This is a genomic window from Flavobacterium ammonificans (assembly GCF_020886115.1).
GTDB lineage: Bacteria > Bacteroidota > Bacteroidia > Flavobacteriales > Flavobacteriaceae > Flavobacterium > Flavobacterium ammonificans.
In genome coordinates this window covers 977,143-992,751 of the sequence record NZ_AP025185.1, presented here as the reverse complement: position 1 = coordinate 992,751, position 15,609 = coordinate 977,143, and the positions used below count along the sequence as shown (strand labels likewise).

12 protein-coding genes and 1 tRNA gene are annotated in these 15,609 nt (G+C 36.2%); 4 read left to right on the top strand and 9 right to left on the bottom strand.

Annotated elements, in window-relative coordinates:
- Positions 1-44 precede the first annotated feature (44 nt).
- The 9 genes from LPC20_RS04200 to dnaE all read right to left on the bottom strand — a co-directional run bounded on the left by LPC20_RS04200 (position 45) and on the right by dnaE (position 10,115).
- Positions 45-815 carry a cyclase family protein gene (locus tag LPC20_RS04200; protein WP_229326772.1) on the bottom strand — a complete coding sequence of 257 codons (771 nt, stop codon included), beginning with the start codon at positions 813-815 and terminating at the stop codon, positions 45-47.
- 92 nt (positions 816-907) lie between these two features.
- Entirely contained in the window at positions 908-2,071 is a 1,164-nt protein-coding gene (hemW, locus tag LPC20_RS04195; protein WP_229326771.1) for a radical SAM family heme chaperone HemW, read from the bottom strand.
- A gap of 53 nt (positions 2,072-2,124) precedes the next feature.
- On the bottom strand, positions 2,125-2,499 hold the full coding sequence (locus LPC20_RS04190) for a four helix bundle protein (protein ID WP_229326770.1): 375 nt from the start codon (positions 2,497-2,499) through the stop codon (positions 2,125-2,127).
- A gap of 46 nt (positions 2,500-2,545) precedes the next feature.
- Positions 2,546-3,100: a crossover junction endodeoxyribonuclease RuvC gene (gene ruvC / locus LPC20_RS04185; RefSeq protein ID WP_229326769.1), complete on the bottom strand. Its 555-nt coding sequence runs from the start codon at positions 3,098-3,100 to the stop codon at positions 2,546-2,548.
- Between the two features lie 23 nt (positions 3,101-3,123).
- Positions 3,124-3,600, bottom strand: coding sequence for a hypothetical protein (locus LPC20_RS04180; RefSeq protein ID WP_229326768.1), 477 nt, complete (start codon positions 3,598-3,600; stop codon positions 3,124-3,126).
- A gap of 363 nt (positions 3,601-3,963) precedes the next feature.
- Positions 3,964-4,037: transfer RNA gene (locus LPC20_RS04175), tRNA-Asp, on the bottom strand.
- Positions 4,038-4,122: 85 nt separating this feature from the next.
- Positions 4,123-5,049 (bottom strand): DUF58 domain-containing protein, encoded by a 927-nt coding sequence (locus tag LPC20_RS04170; RefSeq protein ID WP_229326767.1) that lies wholly within the window; start codon positions 5,047-5,049, stop codon positions 4,123-4,125.
- A gap of 92 nt (positions 5,050-5,141) precedes the next feature.
- The gene (trxA, locus tag LPC20_RS04165) at positions 5,142-5,459 is read right to left on the bottom strand and encodes a thioredoxin (protein ID WP_229318210.1); all 318 of its coding nucleotides are present in this window, start codon (positions 5,457-5,459) and stop codon (positions 5,142-5,144) included.
- Positions 5,460-5,573: 114 nt separating this feature from the next.
- Entirely contained in the window at positions 5,574-10,115 is a 4,542-nt protein-coding gene (gene dnaE, locus LPC20_RS04160; RefSeq protein WP_229326765.1) for a DNA polymerase III subunit alpha, read from the bottom strand.
- A gap of 630 nt (positions 10,116-10,745) precedes the next feature.
- Here dnaE and leuC point away from each other — a divergent pair.
- The 4 genes from leuC (at position 10,746) to leuB (ending at position 15,542) form a co-directional block, all read left to right on the top strand.
- Positions 10,746-12,140 (top strand): 3-isopropylmalate dehydratase large subunit, encoded by a 1,395-nt coding sequence (leuC, locus tag LPC20_RS04155; protein ID WP_229326763.1) that lies wholly within the window; start codon positions 10,746-10,748, stop codon positions 12,138-12,140.
- Between the two features lie 107 nt (positions 12,141-12,247).
- The gene (gene leuD / locus LPC20_RS04150; RefSeq protein WP_229326762.1) at positions 12,248-12,844 is read left to right on the top strand and encodes a 3-isopropylmalate dehydratase small subunit; all 597 of its coding nucleotides are present in this window, start codon (positions 12,248-12,250) and stop codon (positions 12,842-12,844) included.
- Positions 12,845-12,921: 77 nt separating this feature from the next.
- Positions 12,922-14,445, top strand: coding sequence for an alpha-isopropylmalate synthase regulatory domain-containing protein (locus LPC20_RS04145; RefSeq protein WP_229326760.1), 1,524 nt, complete (start codon positions 12,922-12,924; stop codon positions 14,443-14,445).
- 35 nt (positions 14,446-14,480) lie between these two features.
- On the top strand, positions 14,481-15,542 hold the full coding sequence (gene leuB, locus LPC20_RS04140) for a 3-isopropylmalate dehydrogenase (protein WP_229326757.1): 1,062 nt from the start codon (positions 14,481-14,483) through the stop codon (positions 15,540-15,542).
- The last annotated feature ends 67 nt before the right edge of the window (positions 15,543-15,609 follow it).

The window sequence follows — 15,609 nt, the reverse complement described above, 5'->3', positions numbered from 1 at the left end:
TACCTAATTTGTGTTGTTTATAAAATAACTTTGAAACTGTTCTATTATTGTATCGAGTACAAAATAGGTTTGCTGGGACTCGCATCATTTTCGAAAGAAGCAATTTGTAAATTCAACACATAATTTCCGTCATGAACTTCATTGGGAACAAAAATCATCTCAGTAATTGTAGAATTTAGTCTTGCGTCCACGTTCAAATGGTTCACATCAGTAACATTCCAAAACGCCTTGTGCGCTACTAATTTCCCTTCATCTCTCTCTTTATCGACACTAGGTAAATCAATTAATAAATGTTGTATTCCGCTTTCGCGAAGAAACAATGCCGCTTCTTCTGATAAAAAAGGCGGATTGGTATTCGAATACTTTAATGATTTTTTAGAAGCCTCATTGGGCAATGTCCGAATTACAATCGCTTCAGATTTAATTTCTGAATTTTGAACAGATTGCAACGCCTTTTCAATCTGCGATTTAGAAATGACTAAATCCTCTCCCACTTTTTCTGGTTGAACCGAAATTAGTGTCGCCCAAAAGAAAAACTGTTTCAAACATTGATTAATGCTATAGAATTCCTTCGTGATATGTCCCAAACACTCGGTATGTGTTCCGTGAGCATGTGGATTAAAAAACAGGTTATTGAAATTAGTTGACGATTTACCCTCTGACACTTTCCCAATCCAATCTCCCATAACGACAGGATTAATTTCTGGCGCATTTTGGTACCAAGCAATAGGATTTTGCTCGTCATTCGTTATAGGAATCGAGATATCAATGGGTTTTGATAAGTCTATTTCGGAATTATGGATTTTTGTTATCATAATTATTTAACCGCAAAGGGCGAAAGGTTTTCACTAAGTTCAGAAAGCTTTGTACTTCTTTATGCTTTCTTCGTGTTCTTAGTGGTTAAGAATTATTCCAAATTTAAGTAAAACAAATCACTTGCAATTCCATCTGTTAAAAATTTGCCTTTCAATGTTGGCTTCAAAATGTCGTCAGTGATAGAAAGCAACCCATCGTCAATAAATTTTTGTGATTGTTTTTTCAAATAATTTAAAAAATCTATGCCAAAATCTTGGTCAATTCGGACCAAAGAAACACCCCAAATGGTTCGTAAACCTGTCATAATATATTCATTATACCGATCTTCCAAAGTTAATTTTTCGACTTCATTGGGTAATTCATCATTCTGGAGCGCTTTCAGATACAAGGCGTTATTTGCAACATTCCAACTCCTCGAAATACCATCATAACTATGTGCCGAAGGGCCAATTCCTATGTATTTTTTGCCCAACCAATAGGCCGAATTATTTTGAGAAAAATAGTTTTCTTTACCAAAGTTGGACAATTCATAATGAACAAATCCATTTTTTTCAAGTGTTTCGACCAAAATCATAAAATGTTCTTGGGCTACCTCATCATTCGGTGAAGCTATTTTTCCGGTTTGAATCAGTTTGTTCAAAGCCGTTTTAGGTTCAACAGTCAAAGCATAACTGGAAATGTGCGGTATCCCAAAAGACAGCGCCGTTTCAATATTCTGCTGCCATCTTTCGTTCGACATTTGCTTCGCCTGTTCGCCATTCTGGCTCAGGTCAGGAATTCCGTAAATTAAATCCAATGAAATATTATCAAAATAACGGGTAGCTATTTCCAAACACTTTTTGGCTTCTGCCGAATTATGAGCGCGGTTCATTAACTTCAAATCATCCTCAAAAAAAGACTGAATTCCAATAGACAAGCGATTAACTCCAATAGTTTTAAGATCGGACAAATAGGATTCTGACAAGTCATCAGGATTGGCTTCGAGAGTAATTTCTGGTTTTTCTACAATTGTATACTGTGCATAAATTGAAGCAATCAACAATTGTAAATCCGCAATAGTCAATCTACTCGGCGTTCCTCCTCCAAAATAAATTGTTGCGACTGATTCGTTTTCAAACTCACTCTTTCGCAATTGCAATTCCTTGGCCAAAGCCAAAACCATTTCCTCTTTTTTCTGCATTGAGGTCGAAAAATGAAAATCGCAGTAATGGCAAGCCTGCTTGCAAAAAGGTATGTGAATGTATATTCCGCTCATTTTTAAAGTGGTCAGTGGTCAGATTTTAGTGGTCAGACGAGATTAAGAAAATATTAGTTTTCAGATTTAGAACCAAATTTACCTGGATTTAATATCATAAAATTGATAAGCTTACCAACTTCTTTTGACTTTTCAAGAATAGAATCGTGAATTTCTTGTGAAATATATTTACAAGCTAAAGCGTATTCTAACCAACCCTGCGTCTCTGAATTTTCTGAATCAGCGTCAGTTAATTTACTATGAAAATATTTTGGATACTCTCTTTTTCTATATGCTTCAGCTATAGTTATTGTAACACTTCTAGAACTTCTACGAATTTGATCCGTTAAAGAATAGATTTCCTCTTTTGGGAAATTTTTCGTTAATTCAAAAATTTCCATCGCAACAATAAATCCTTTTTTGTAGGCTAATAAATCTTGAAATCTCATAGAATAAAATTAGTTTGACTGAACACTAAAACCTGCACACTGAACACTATTGCTTAATTCGTTCCTCATTTTGCTTCACAAAAGCATCCCAACCCGAATAACTTTTTCCAATTTCTAGTCGGCCCGAATTAAAGAAGTGACAAACGGCCGCAGCTAATCCATCAGTGGAGTCTAAATTTTTCGGCAAGGTTTTAAGACCTAACAGTTGTTGGAGCATTTTGGCTACTTGTTCTTTACTAGCATTACCGTTTCCAGTGATGGCCATTTTTATTTTTTTAGGTTCGTATTCTGTAATGGGAATTCCGCGAGAAAGTCCCGCTGCCATAGCTACTCCTTGTGCGCGACCTAGTTTCAACATCGATTGCACGTTCTTTCCAAAGAATGGCGCTTCAATAGCTATTTCATCCGGATGGTGGGTTTCAATGAGTTCAATAGTACGTTCAAAAATGATTTTTAACTTTTGATAGTGATTGTCGTATTTGGATAATTGTAGTTCGTTCAATTGCAAGAATTCCATCTTTTTATTGACTACTTTAATCAATCCAAAACCCATAATAGTGGTTCCAGGGTCAATTCCTAATATGATGCGTTCGTTTGCCAATTGAAGTTTTTTAAGGGTAGCAGCTACTCGACTTTTAATATAACAGGAAGTACAAATTGTGTTTTGACAGGAATGCCGCGTTTAATTGCTGGATTCACTTTTGGAAAATCCACTAGACGTGCTTTTAAAATACTGTCAATTTTGATCGTATCATACGCCACTGAATCTTTAGGAAATTGCGGTTCAAATTGCATCGTTGAATTAGGAAAAACAGTTACTTTCACCTCAATAGTATCTAATTCTGGGTAAAGAACTGATAAAGTATCAACACTCAATTTCTCTTGAATTAACTGGGTTAGTATTTCGAAAAAACATTGTTGTCGTTGAGTTTTATCATCGATTTTTTCGCAATCTGCAACCGAAGGAAATTCATCTACTTCTTTCCAGTTGATTTCTTTCAATTCTTTTGCCAATAATTCCTTTTCAGAAGGCACAAGCCTATCAAAATACTGACATGAATTGAACAATAGGACTACTAAAAAAAGAAAAAAATGTTTCAATGTAAAGGTTTTGAATAGAACTAATTTTTTATAAAAATACAATTATTTTTTTGAGTAGCTTTATTAAGCACCAAATCTTGATAGAAAGAATAAAAAAAAGGAAAGTAAAGTTGGTTTTCTTTTAGAATGGATTTCTGAAAAACTAATATTGAAGAGTAAAATAAAACCACTATATCGTTTTAGTACAGTCTTAAATCAAAAAAGCTATCCTTAGTTCTGAAAATCAGAATTTCTGGAAAGCTTTTCATCGGTCTAACTACTAAACCAGGTCAGCTTACAAGGCCGACCAAACAACACAACTAGCTTTAGATACCGTTTTTGGGCAAAAAAGCACTTCATAATGAAGTGCTTTTCCCAATTTAGCGGTCTGGACGGGACTCGAACCCGCGACCCCATGCGTGACAGGCATGTATTCTAACCAACTGAACTACCAAACCTCTGCTTAATTGCGGTTGCAAATATACAACAGATTTCCTTTTATACAAGTGTTTTGATAAAAAAATTAAATATTCTAAACTAGAATTAACCAAAGTTTTGTTTCTCAACGAAATAGGTAAGTAATATTTTTTTAAAATTTTGCCCTACTTCCACTGGAACATATTGAATTCTATTTTGAGCACATGATAATGCTAATTTTTTGAAATAGTTTGAAACTGAATTTTCATACTCTTTCTGAACTGAATCAGCAAAAACAGCAACTTCTTCACCTGTTTCAATATCCACAAACTTTCGGGGTATATTATCAAAATCTAAATCCAACTCTGATTTAGCATCATAAACATGAAATATAACTACTTTGTGTTTGTTGTGCTTCAAATGTTGTAAGGCACTAAACAAAGCCGCTTCATTTTCTGATTGAAACATATCGGTAAACAAAATAATCATAGAACGGCGATGAATCTTCTCCGCAATTTGATGTAAATACGTAATCGTATCAGTAGTTTTGGTTACTTTGGGGCGTTCCAAAAGACTTTCTAAGGTATTCAGTAACATTCGATGATGGCGATCACTTCCTTTCTCTGGCGCATAGTATTCGTATTGATCTGAAAAAACACTTAATCCCACTGCATCACGTTGCTTTTTTAAAACGTTCATCAATACAGCTGAAGCAAGTACTGAAAATCCAATTTTATTTTCATAAAAAGACTGCCCATCATTTAAATTAGGATAATGCATGGAAGACGAATTGTCTATAATTAAGTGGCAACGCAAATTGGTTTCTTCTTCATATTGCTTGGTATACAGCCTATCGGTTTTGGCAAATAATTTCCAGTCGATATGTTTGGTGCTTTCTCCAGAATTGTACAATTTATGCTCTGCAAATTCTGCAGAAAAACCATGAAAAGGACTCTTGTGCATCCCTGAAATAAATCCTTCCACCACTTGATGAGCTAACAACTCCAAATGATGAAAGCTAGAAACAATATCTCTTTTTGATTCAATCTTCATAATTCAAATATAGGAAAACGATTGGTACTTTATATACAATAAAAAAGGATTGACTTTCGCCAACCCTTTTTTAAAATAATGCAATCAGTTGATTACAACAATGCGTCTAAACTATCTGCATAGGTTTGTTTTGGAGCAACTCCAACTTGCTTACCTACTACTTCTCCATTTTTGAAAATCAAAACTGTAGGAATGTTTCTAACACCGTATTTTGCAGCAAATTCTTGGTTAGCATCTACATCCACTTTCCCAACAACTACTTTGCCTTCGTATTCATTACTCAATTCATCAACGATTGGTCCAACCATTCTACATGGTCCACACCAAGCCGCCCAAAAATCTACTAAAACCGGTTTGTCTGATTTTAAAACTACTTCGTCAAAAGTAGCATCTGTTATTGCTAATGCCATAATATCTATGTTTTTGTTTGTTTATTAATGTTCTGCAAATCTATTAATTAAAAATCATTTTCTTATCATTCCCAAATTAGTTTTGGTTATGAAAGTATTGCCTTTGTTTATTTACTAATTCAATTTAAAATTAATTTGTCTTTTTTCCAATTCAAAAAGCAATTCATTGGATATTTTGACTTTTAATTTTCGACTTGGCATACTTAATTTAGTTACCACATTGATTTCTTCCACTTCAGTAGTTGAGCTGATTTTTTGTGCTTCCATTAATGGAACATCTACCTCATCGCCATCGGTTTCTTCTACAAAAATTTCTTCTTCAGTATCCGAAATTTCAGAAGTGGTTTCTACAATTTTTGTGATTTTTTCCAATTCCATTATTTCAAAAGTAACAGTGTTATCTCCTTTGTTCTCTTGAAAAAGTTGGTTCAATTGCTGGATGAAATCAGTTTGAATATCGTTGATATTCAATAACAAAACTAATTTTTTGGCAAATGACGGTAAGACATCTTGTAAATATTGGATTAATGTAAATTGTAATCGAGGTTCTCCTTTTTTACCAGTTTCTTTATCAGCCCATCCTTCTTTTACCAAAACACGCATATAAGTAAAGTTGTTCTGAATCAAAAAGTGACGAAATTTCAAATACTCTTCTCCAAAGATTCTGAACTCGTAGCTTTCATCGTATCCTTCCAGAAAAAAAGAAGCCCAACCTTTACCGTTTTTAGCCACTCTGTGTTGGACGTTATTGATAATTCCTCCAAAAGAAAGCGTTTTCCCTACATAATGCTCTAAATGTTTCAGCGCTTCCAATTTGGCATTGCAAAAGTGTTTCATCTCAAATTTATAATCATCTAAAGGATGTCCAGAAATATAAATTCCAACGACTTCTTTCTCCTTGGCTAATTTTTCCATGGTACTCCAATCCTCACAAGGCGGCACTACAGGCTCGGCGATTTGCACATCGCTACTTTCTCCAAACAAACTCACTTGTGATGAATTTTCGTTTTCTTGGAACTTAGCTCCGTAACGCATTGCTTTTTCATAAAAAGTAATTCCGTCGCCATCATCATGAAAATATTGTGCACGAGTCGTACCTTCAAACGAATCAAATCCTCCGGCTAAAGCTAGATTCTCTAATGCTTTTTTATTCGCGGCACGCAAATCAATACGTTTAGTCAAATCAAAAATCGATTTGTATTTTCCGTCTTTTCTGTTCTCGACAATAGTTGCTACAGCACCCGACCCTACTCCTTTTATCGCTCCCATTCCAAAACGAACAGCATAATCATCGTTTACAGTAAATTTATAAAACGACTCGTTCACGTCTGGACCTAAAACCTGCAATCCCATTCGCTTGCATTCTTCCATAAAAAACGACACTTGTTTGATATCGCTCATATTGTTTGAAAGTACGGCAGCCATATATTCGGCAGGATAATTGGCTTTCAAATAAGCGGTTTGATAGGCAATCCAAGCGTAACAAGTAGAGTGCGATTTATTAAACGCATATTCGGCAAAAGCCTTCCAGTCATTCCAAATTTTCTCTAATTTGTCTTTGGCGTGTCCTTTTGCCATGGCTTGCTCAATGAATTTCGGTTCCATTTTAGCCAAGACATCAATCATCTTTTTCCCCATTGCTTTACGCAAAACGTCAGCATCGCCTTTCGAGAAATCAGCTAATTTTTGCGACAAAAGCATTACCTGCTCTTGGTAAACCGTAATTCCGTAGGTGTCTTTCAATAACTCTTCGCAATCATCTAAGTCATACACAATAGGCTCTTCTCCGTTTTTACGTTTAATAAAACTTGGAATATACGCAATTGGTCCCGGACGATATAATGCATTCATGGCAATCAAATCAGGAAAAACCGTAGGTTTTAATTCCTTCATGTATTTCTGCATTCCAGGACTCTCATATTGAAAAATCCCTACTGTCTCACCACGTTGAAAAAGCTCATATGTCTTTTGGTCATCAATAGGAAATTCATCTGGATTCAAATCAATTCCAGATCTGTATTTCACCAATTTAACCGTATCTTTTATTAAGGTTAGGGTTTTCAACCCCAAGAAGTCCATCTTTAACAAACCGGCACTTTCTACCACCGAGTTATCGAATTGAGTCACGTACAAATCCGAATCTTTAGCAGTTGCAACCGGTACAAAATTTGTAATATCATCAGGGGTAATAATCACACCGCAAGCGTGAATTCCTGTGTTTCGAAGATTTCCCTCTAAAACTTTAGCTTGTTGTATGGTTTGTCCTCCTAAATCTGTTCCACCAGCTAAGGCAATTAATTCTTTGATTTTATCGTATTCTTCTGGACGAACCGTTTTCTTGATTAACGCATCGTCTTCGTTTAAAAAACGAGCCAAATTCCATTTCGACGGCATCATGCCTGGAATTAACTTCGCAATTTTATCGGCCTCAAATAAGGGTAAATCCAATACACGTGCTGTATCACGAATAGCCGATTTCGTTGCCATTTTACCATAGGTAATAATCTGAGCTACTTGTTTGGAACCATATTTTCGAATCACATAGTCCATCACACTGCTTCGCCCTTCATCATCAAAATCAATATCAATATCGGGTAAAGACACACGATCCGGATTTAAGAAACGCTCAAAAAGCAGGTTGTATTTCAGTGGATCGATATTGGTAATTTTCAAACAATAGGCTACTACTGAACCCGCTGCCGAACCCCTTCCAGGACCAACAGACACGCCCATATTTCTGGCTTCGGCAATGAAATCTTGCACAATCAAAAAGTAACCTGGATAACCTGAATTTTCAATCGTCATCAACTCAAAGTCCAAACGCTCTTGTATTTCGGGAGTAATCTCGGGGTATCGTTTTTTTGCTCCTTCATAAGTAAGGTAACGTAAATACTTATTTTCACCTCGTTTTCCACCGTCTGCCTCATCTTCTGGAACTAAAAACTCCGATGGAATTTCAAATTTTGGCAATAAAACGTCACGGGCTAAATCATAAATTTCAATTTTATCTACAATTTCAGCAATATTGGAAATCGCTTCAGGCAAGTCGTTGAAAAGTTGTTTCATCTCATCGCCCGACTTGAAATAATATTCTTGATTGGGCAAACCGTAACGGTAACCACGACCTCGGCCTATTGGTGTAGTTTGTTTTTCACCATCGCGCACACACAATAAAATATCGTGGGCATTGGCATTTTCTTTATCGATATAAAAAATATTGTTGGTCGCAACCAGCTTCACTTCGTGCTTTCTAGCCAAAGCAATCAAAGCGGTATTCACCCGATTTTCATCTTCTTGATTGTGGCGCATAACCTCAATATAAAAATCGTTTTGGAATTCATTTTTCCACCAAAGCAAGGCTTCTTCGGCTTGGTTTTCACCCAAGTTCAAAACTTTGTTTGGGATTTCGCCATAAAGATTACCTGATAAAACAATAATATCTTCTTTGTACTCTTGAATTACTTTTTTATCAATTCTAGGTACATAATAAAAGCCTTCGGTATGCGCAATCGAAGACATTTTAGCCAAATTATGATAGCCTTTTTTGGTTTTTGCCAAAAGAACAATTTGGTAACCATTGTCTTTACGAGACTTGTCTTTATGATTGTCGCAAACAAAAAACTCACAGCCTACAATGGGTTTCATAGGAACCTCTGTTGGTTCTTCTCCTTTTTCAACCGCTTCTTTGTTTTTGGTTGCAGCTGATTTATTATGGGCTAAAATATCGCGAACAAAATGAAACGCTCCCATTAAATTGGCGTGATCTGTCATTGCCACAGCAGGCATTTTATGTTTAGCTGCAGCTTTTACTAATGCAGCAACACTTATGGTAGATTGCAAAACTGAGAACTGAGTATGATTATGAAGGTGCACAAAATCAGCATCAATTAATGCTTTTTTATTGTCTGAAAGTGTTTGTTTCGAAACCGTAGGTGCTTGTTTCTCTCCGAACTGTTGACGAATTCGATCTGAAGCTTCTTTTAAATTGATGTGTTGTAATCCAATTAGTTCAATCGTTCTCGGGTTTCTATTTTGAAAATCTTGGAAATACGAAGCGGGTACATCTAATTCTTCCTTAGTAAATATTTCGCGTCGAATTAATTCTAAAAAACATCGTGTTGTAGCCTCCACATCGGCAGTGGCATTGTGGGCCTCTGCAAATGGCTGATTAAAAAGATAACTGTGCAATTCGGTTAGGGTAGGTAATTTGAATTTCCCTCCACGACCGCCGGGTAATTTTAAAAGGGAAGCCGTTACTTCAGTACAGGTATCTAAAACCGGTAACGATGCCATTGGCGATTCTACTCCCATTCGGTGGAATTCGCATCCCATAATATTGACATCAAAACCTAAATTCTGACCTACAATGAACTTGGCTTTCGCCAAAGAACTATTGAATTTTTCTAAAACTTCAGCTATAAGAATTCCTTCCGCCTCCGCTAACTCCGTTGAAATACCGTGAATTCGTTCTGCATCATAGGGAATATTAAAGCCTTCTGGTTTGACCAAATAATCTTGATGCTCGATGAGTTTTCCCATATCATCGTGCAACTGCCAAGCAATTTGTATACAACGTGGCCAGTTGTTAGTATCGGTAATGGGTGCGTCCCAACGCTTTGGTAAACCTGTGGTTTCGGTATCAAATATTAAATACATACTTCATCGTTCCAGCCCGAAAACAGTATTCGGGAACCAAAATCACATCGATTTTGATAGTTTATTTAACTGGTTGTAAACATTTTAAAATTAGAAAAACTCACAAAAAATGAGTTTCAAATTTAGTTTTTTTTGGTCTAAAAAATGAGGGAAGTTATTAACAAAAAAGTAAAGTTGTGATTTTTTGGATGTCGTAAAATGAATTCATAAAATCAACTATTATTTTTCAAGCAAGCTCATAAAAAAATAACCTTAAACAAGGCATAAAATGTAAATTATAATTTGACTTTTTTTTGCCTTTTTTATTGTTTTTTACTGCATAATGAGGTGTTTTTGTTTAAAATTGACGAATTATTAGCGAAATTATTCTAAAATTTTCAAATCTTAAAAACAAAAAAGCGCTCCTGAAAAGAGGTAAATAAGAACCCCATTTTTTAAAATTTAAGAAAATAGTTTTCAATTAGCGTAAAGTAATATTTGATTTTAAAAGCAAAAGTTAATTTGGGTATCGTATATAGCATAAGTACTACTAAGTCTACTTAATTTCTTTTTCTAATTTTGCTACTATTATTACAATTGTTATCTAATAAACCAACTGTAATACAGAGAAATACATTAAAAAAAGTTACAATGAGTAAAACATTATTTGACAAAGTATGGGATTCGCACGTTGTGCGTAAAATTGAAGATGGACCGGACGTGTTTTTTATTGACCGTCATTTCATTCATGAAGTTACTAGTCCCGTAGCTTTTTTAGGTTTAAAATCAAGAGGTGTTTCGGTTTTATATCCAGAACGCACTTTTGCAACTGCTGATCACAACACACCAACAATAAATCAACACCTACCTGTTGAAGACCCGCTTTCTGCTAATCAATTGAAAGCTTTAGAAGACAATGCCAAAGAATATGGGATTTCTCACTGGGGATTGGGTCACCAAAAAAATGGAATTGTTCACGTAGTAGGTCCTGAAAACGGGATTACTTTACCGGGTGCAACCATTGTTTGTGGAGATTCACACACTTCTACTCACGGAGCTTTTGGTGCCATTGCTTTTGGTATCGGAACATCTGAGGTGGAAATGGTATTGTCTACGCAATGTATTATGCAGCCCAAACCAAAGAAAATGCGTATTAACGTAAATGGTCAATTGAGCAAAGGCGTGGGTCCAAAAGATGTAGCGCTTTATATTATTGCACAATTAACTACTTCTGGTGGAACTGGATATTTTGTGGAATATGCTGGTGATGTTTTTGAAAACATGACCATGGAAGGCCGTATGACTGTGTGTAATTTAAGTATCGAAATGGGTGCTCGTGGCGGTATGATTGCTCCTGACCAAACTACTTTTGATTTCTTAGAAGGAAAATTGCACGCTCCGAAAGGCGAAGCTTGGGATAAAGCGGTAGCCTATTGGAAAACATTAAAAACAGATGCTGATGCGGTTTTTGATGCTGAATTGAACATCAACGCAGCTGACATTGAACCGATGATTACTTATGGTACAAATCCAGGAATGGGAATTGGTATTTCTAAACATATTCCCAATGCTAACCAAGTAGAAGGTGGCGCGGAAACCTACAAAAAATCACTAGCCTACATGGGCTTCGAAGAAAATGATATGATGATTGGAAAACCAATCGATTACGTTTTCTTAGGAAGTTGTACAAATGGTCGTATTGAAGATTTTAGAGCTTTTACCGAAATTGTAAAAGGTAGAAAAAAAGCAGACAACGTTACGGCTTGGTTAGTTCCAGGTTCCCACGTAGTGGAAGCACAAATCAAAGAAGAAGGATTGTTAGATATTCTTACCGAAGCAGGATTTGTATTGCGTCAGCCAGGTTGTTCAGCTTGTTTGGCAATGAATGATGACAAAGTACCTGCTGGAAAATATGCAGTAAGCACATCTAACAGAAACTTTGAAGGACGTCAAGGTCCTGGCTCTAGAACTTTATTGGCAAGTCCAATTATGGCTGCTGCAGCTGCAGTTACAGGTAAATTGACTGATCCGAGAGAGTTGTTATAAGCCCCCTAACCCCCAAAGGGGGAACAAACGAAATAGAAAAAAAATATAAAAACATACGTCCTCCTGCAACTCCCCCTTTGGGGGTTGGGGGGCTAATCAAAAATCAAATGGCATACGATAAATTTAATGTTCTTAGAAGTAGTGCGGTGCCACTACCTATAGAAAACGTAGATACTGATCAAATTATACCAGCACGTTTCTTGAAAGCGACCAAACGTGAAGGTTTTGGTGATAATCTTTTCAGAGACTGGAGATACAATGGAGACGATACTCCAAAAGCAGATTTCGTATTAAACAATTCAACGTACAGCGGAAAAATTCTTGTGGGTGGAAAAAACTTCGGTTCAGGTTCTTCAAGAGAACACGCTGCTTGGGCAGTATACGATTACGGATTCAGAGCGGTAGTATCGAGTTTCTTTGCAGATATTTTCAAAGGAAATTGTTTGAACATTGGAGTACTTCCTGTTCAAGTAAGTCCAGAATTTGCTGCTACTATTTTTAGTGCAATTGAAGCGGATCCCAACACGGAATTGGAAATCAATTTACCAGCACAAACAATTACGTTATTGGCTACAGGTCAAAGTGAGTCTTTTGATATCAATGGATACAAAAAGAACAATATGATCAATGGTTTTGATGATATTGATTACTTACAAAGTATGAAGGAAGAAATTGTTGAGTTTGCCAACCAATTGCCTTACTAAATATAAATTCAGAATAAAATTAGGTTTCTGGATGGCTCTTTAATTTGAAATAAATTGCTTTCCGAATCAAATGAAAAATGGGGAAAAGAAAAATTGAAATAATGGACACGACACTTCGCGATGGGGAACAAACATCGGGAGTATCATTTTCTGCTGCAGAAAAATTAACCATTGCACAATTATTGCTTGAAGAACTTCATATTGATCGTATCGAAATTGCTTCAGCGCGGGTAAGCGAAGGAGAATTTCAAGGAGTGAAAGGCATCATGGAGTGGGCTGCTAATAAAGGATACACAGATAAAATTGAAGTTTTATCTTTTGTAGATAATGGCATTTCAATTGAATGGATGAAAAAAGCAGGAGCAAAAGTCCAAAATTTATTGACTAAAGGTTCGCTCAACCATTTGACATATCAATTAAAGAAAACACCCGAACAACATTTCGATGAAATTGCTCAAGCAATCGCATTGGCAAAAGAAAATAATATTGAAACCAACGTCTATTTGGAAGATTGGAGCAACGGAATGCGCAATTCTCCTGACTATGTTTTTCAATACTTAGATTTTTTGACACAACAACCGGTTAAAAGAATCCTGTTACCGGATACTTTAGGAGTATTGATTCCGTCAGAAGTATTTGATTTTGTTTCAACAATTACGGCAAAATACCCTAACACCCATTTTGATTTTCATGCTCACAATGATTACGATTTAAGTGTTGCTAACGCAATCGAAGCAGTTAAAGCGGGTATTCATGGCCTACATGTTACCGTAAACGGAATGGGAGAACGAGCAGGAAATGCACCACTTGAAAGTACCGTTGCGGTAATCAATGATTTTATGCATGACGTGGATATCAATGTTAAAGAATCGTCTCTGTACTCCGTGAGCAAATTGGTTGAAACTTTTACAGGCTATCGAATTCCAGCTAACAAACCTATTGTGGGAGACAATGTTTTCACGCAAACCGCAGGAATTCACGCTGACGGTGACAATAAAAACAATTTATATTTCAACGATTTACTTCCAGAACGTTTTGGAAGGAAAAGAAAATATGCCTTAGGAAAAACTTCAGGAAAAGCCAACATCGAAAAGAATCTTCAAGAAATAGGATTACAGCTCAATCAAGACGATTTAAAATTGGTTACCCAAAGAATTATTGAATTGGGCGACAAAAAACAAACCGTTACCAAAGAAGATTTACCCTATATTATATCGGATGTTTTGGATAGCCAAAGCTATGAAGAACGTATTACTGTGGAATCTTACGTATTAGTTCACGCGAAAGGTATTCGCCCTTCGACAACGCTTTGTTTAAAAATTGACGGGGAAGTTATCGAAGAAAATGCACAAGGTGACGGACAATTTGATGCTTTTATGAATGCGTTAGCTAAAATTTACAAAAGCAAAAAAATGAGTTTACCCAAATTAATTGACTACGCCGTGCGAATCCCTCCTGGTAGTAGCTCTGATGCATTGTGCGAAACCATCATCACCTGGACCAAAAGCGGAAAAGAATTCAAAACCCGCGGATTGGATTCAGATCAAACTGTAGCCGCAATTGTAGCGACTCAAAAAATGCTGAATGTCGTAAGCGTATAAAGCAACAAATTAAAAATTATAACAAAAAATACTCAATGAAATTCAATATTGCTCTTTTAGCCGGAGACGGAATAGGACCAGAAGTAATTAATGAAGCTGTAAAAGTTTCGGATGCTATTGCAAAAAAATTCAATCACGAAATTGACTGGACGCCAGCATTAACAGGTGCTTGCGCTATCGATGCTGTTGGCGTTCCTTATCCAGATGAAACACACGAAATTTGTATGAAAGCCGATGCAGTTTTATTTGGTGCTATTGGACACCCAAAATACGATAACGATCCATCGGCAAAAGTACGTCCAGAACAAGGATTGTTGTTGATGCGTAAAAAATTAGGTTTATTTGCCAATGTGCGACCAACCTTTACTTTCCCTTCTTTAATTGACAATTCTCCTTTAAAAAGAGAGCGTATTGAAGGCACTGATTTAGTTTTCTTAAGAGAATTAACGGGCGGAATTTACTTTGGTGAAAAAGGAAGAAAAGACAATGGCGAAACAGCTTTTGACAACTGTGTTTACACTAGAGCCGAAGTACAACGTTTGGCTAAAAAAGGTTTTGAATTAGCCATGACGCGTTCTAAAAAATTATGTTGTGTGGACAAAGCCAACGTATTAGAAACGTCTCGTTTATGGAGAGAAACCGTTCAAGCAATGGAAAAAGACTATCCAGAAGTGGAAGTATCGTATGAATTTGTAGATGCTGTTGCGATGCGATTGGTGCAATGGCCTAATTCGTATGATGTATTAATTACTGAAAACTTATTTGGAGACATTTTAACGGATGAAGCTTCTGTGATTTCAGGATCAATGGGATTAATGCCGTCGGCATCTGTGGGAGAACATACTTCTTTATATGAACCCATTCACGGATCATATCCACAAGCTACCGGATTGAATATTGCTAATCCCTTGGCTACTATATTATCAGCGGCGATGATGTTTGAAGATGCTTTCGGATTAAAAGCCGAAGCAGATGCCATTAGAGCAGTAGTCAACAAATCATTAGAACAAGGAGTTGTTACGGAAGATTTAGCTCCAAAAGAATCAAAAGCTTACAAAACAAGTGAAGTTGGCGATTGGTTAGTGTCGAATTTGTAATTTACAATCCGATTTAAAATAAAAAAGGTGTCAATTTTCATTGACACCTTTTTATATATAAAGAAAA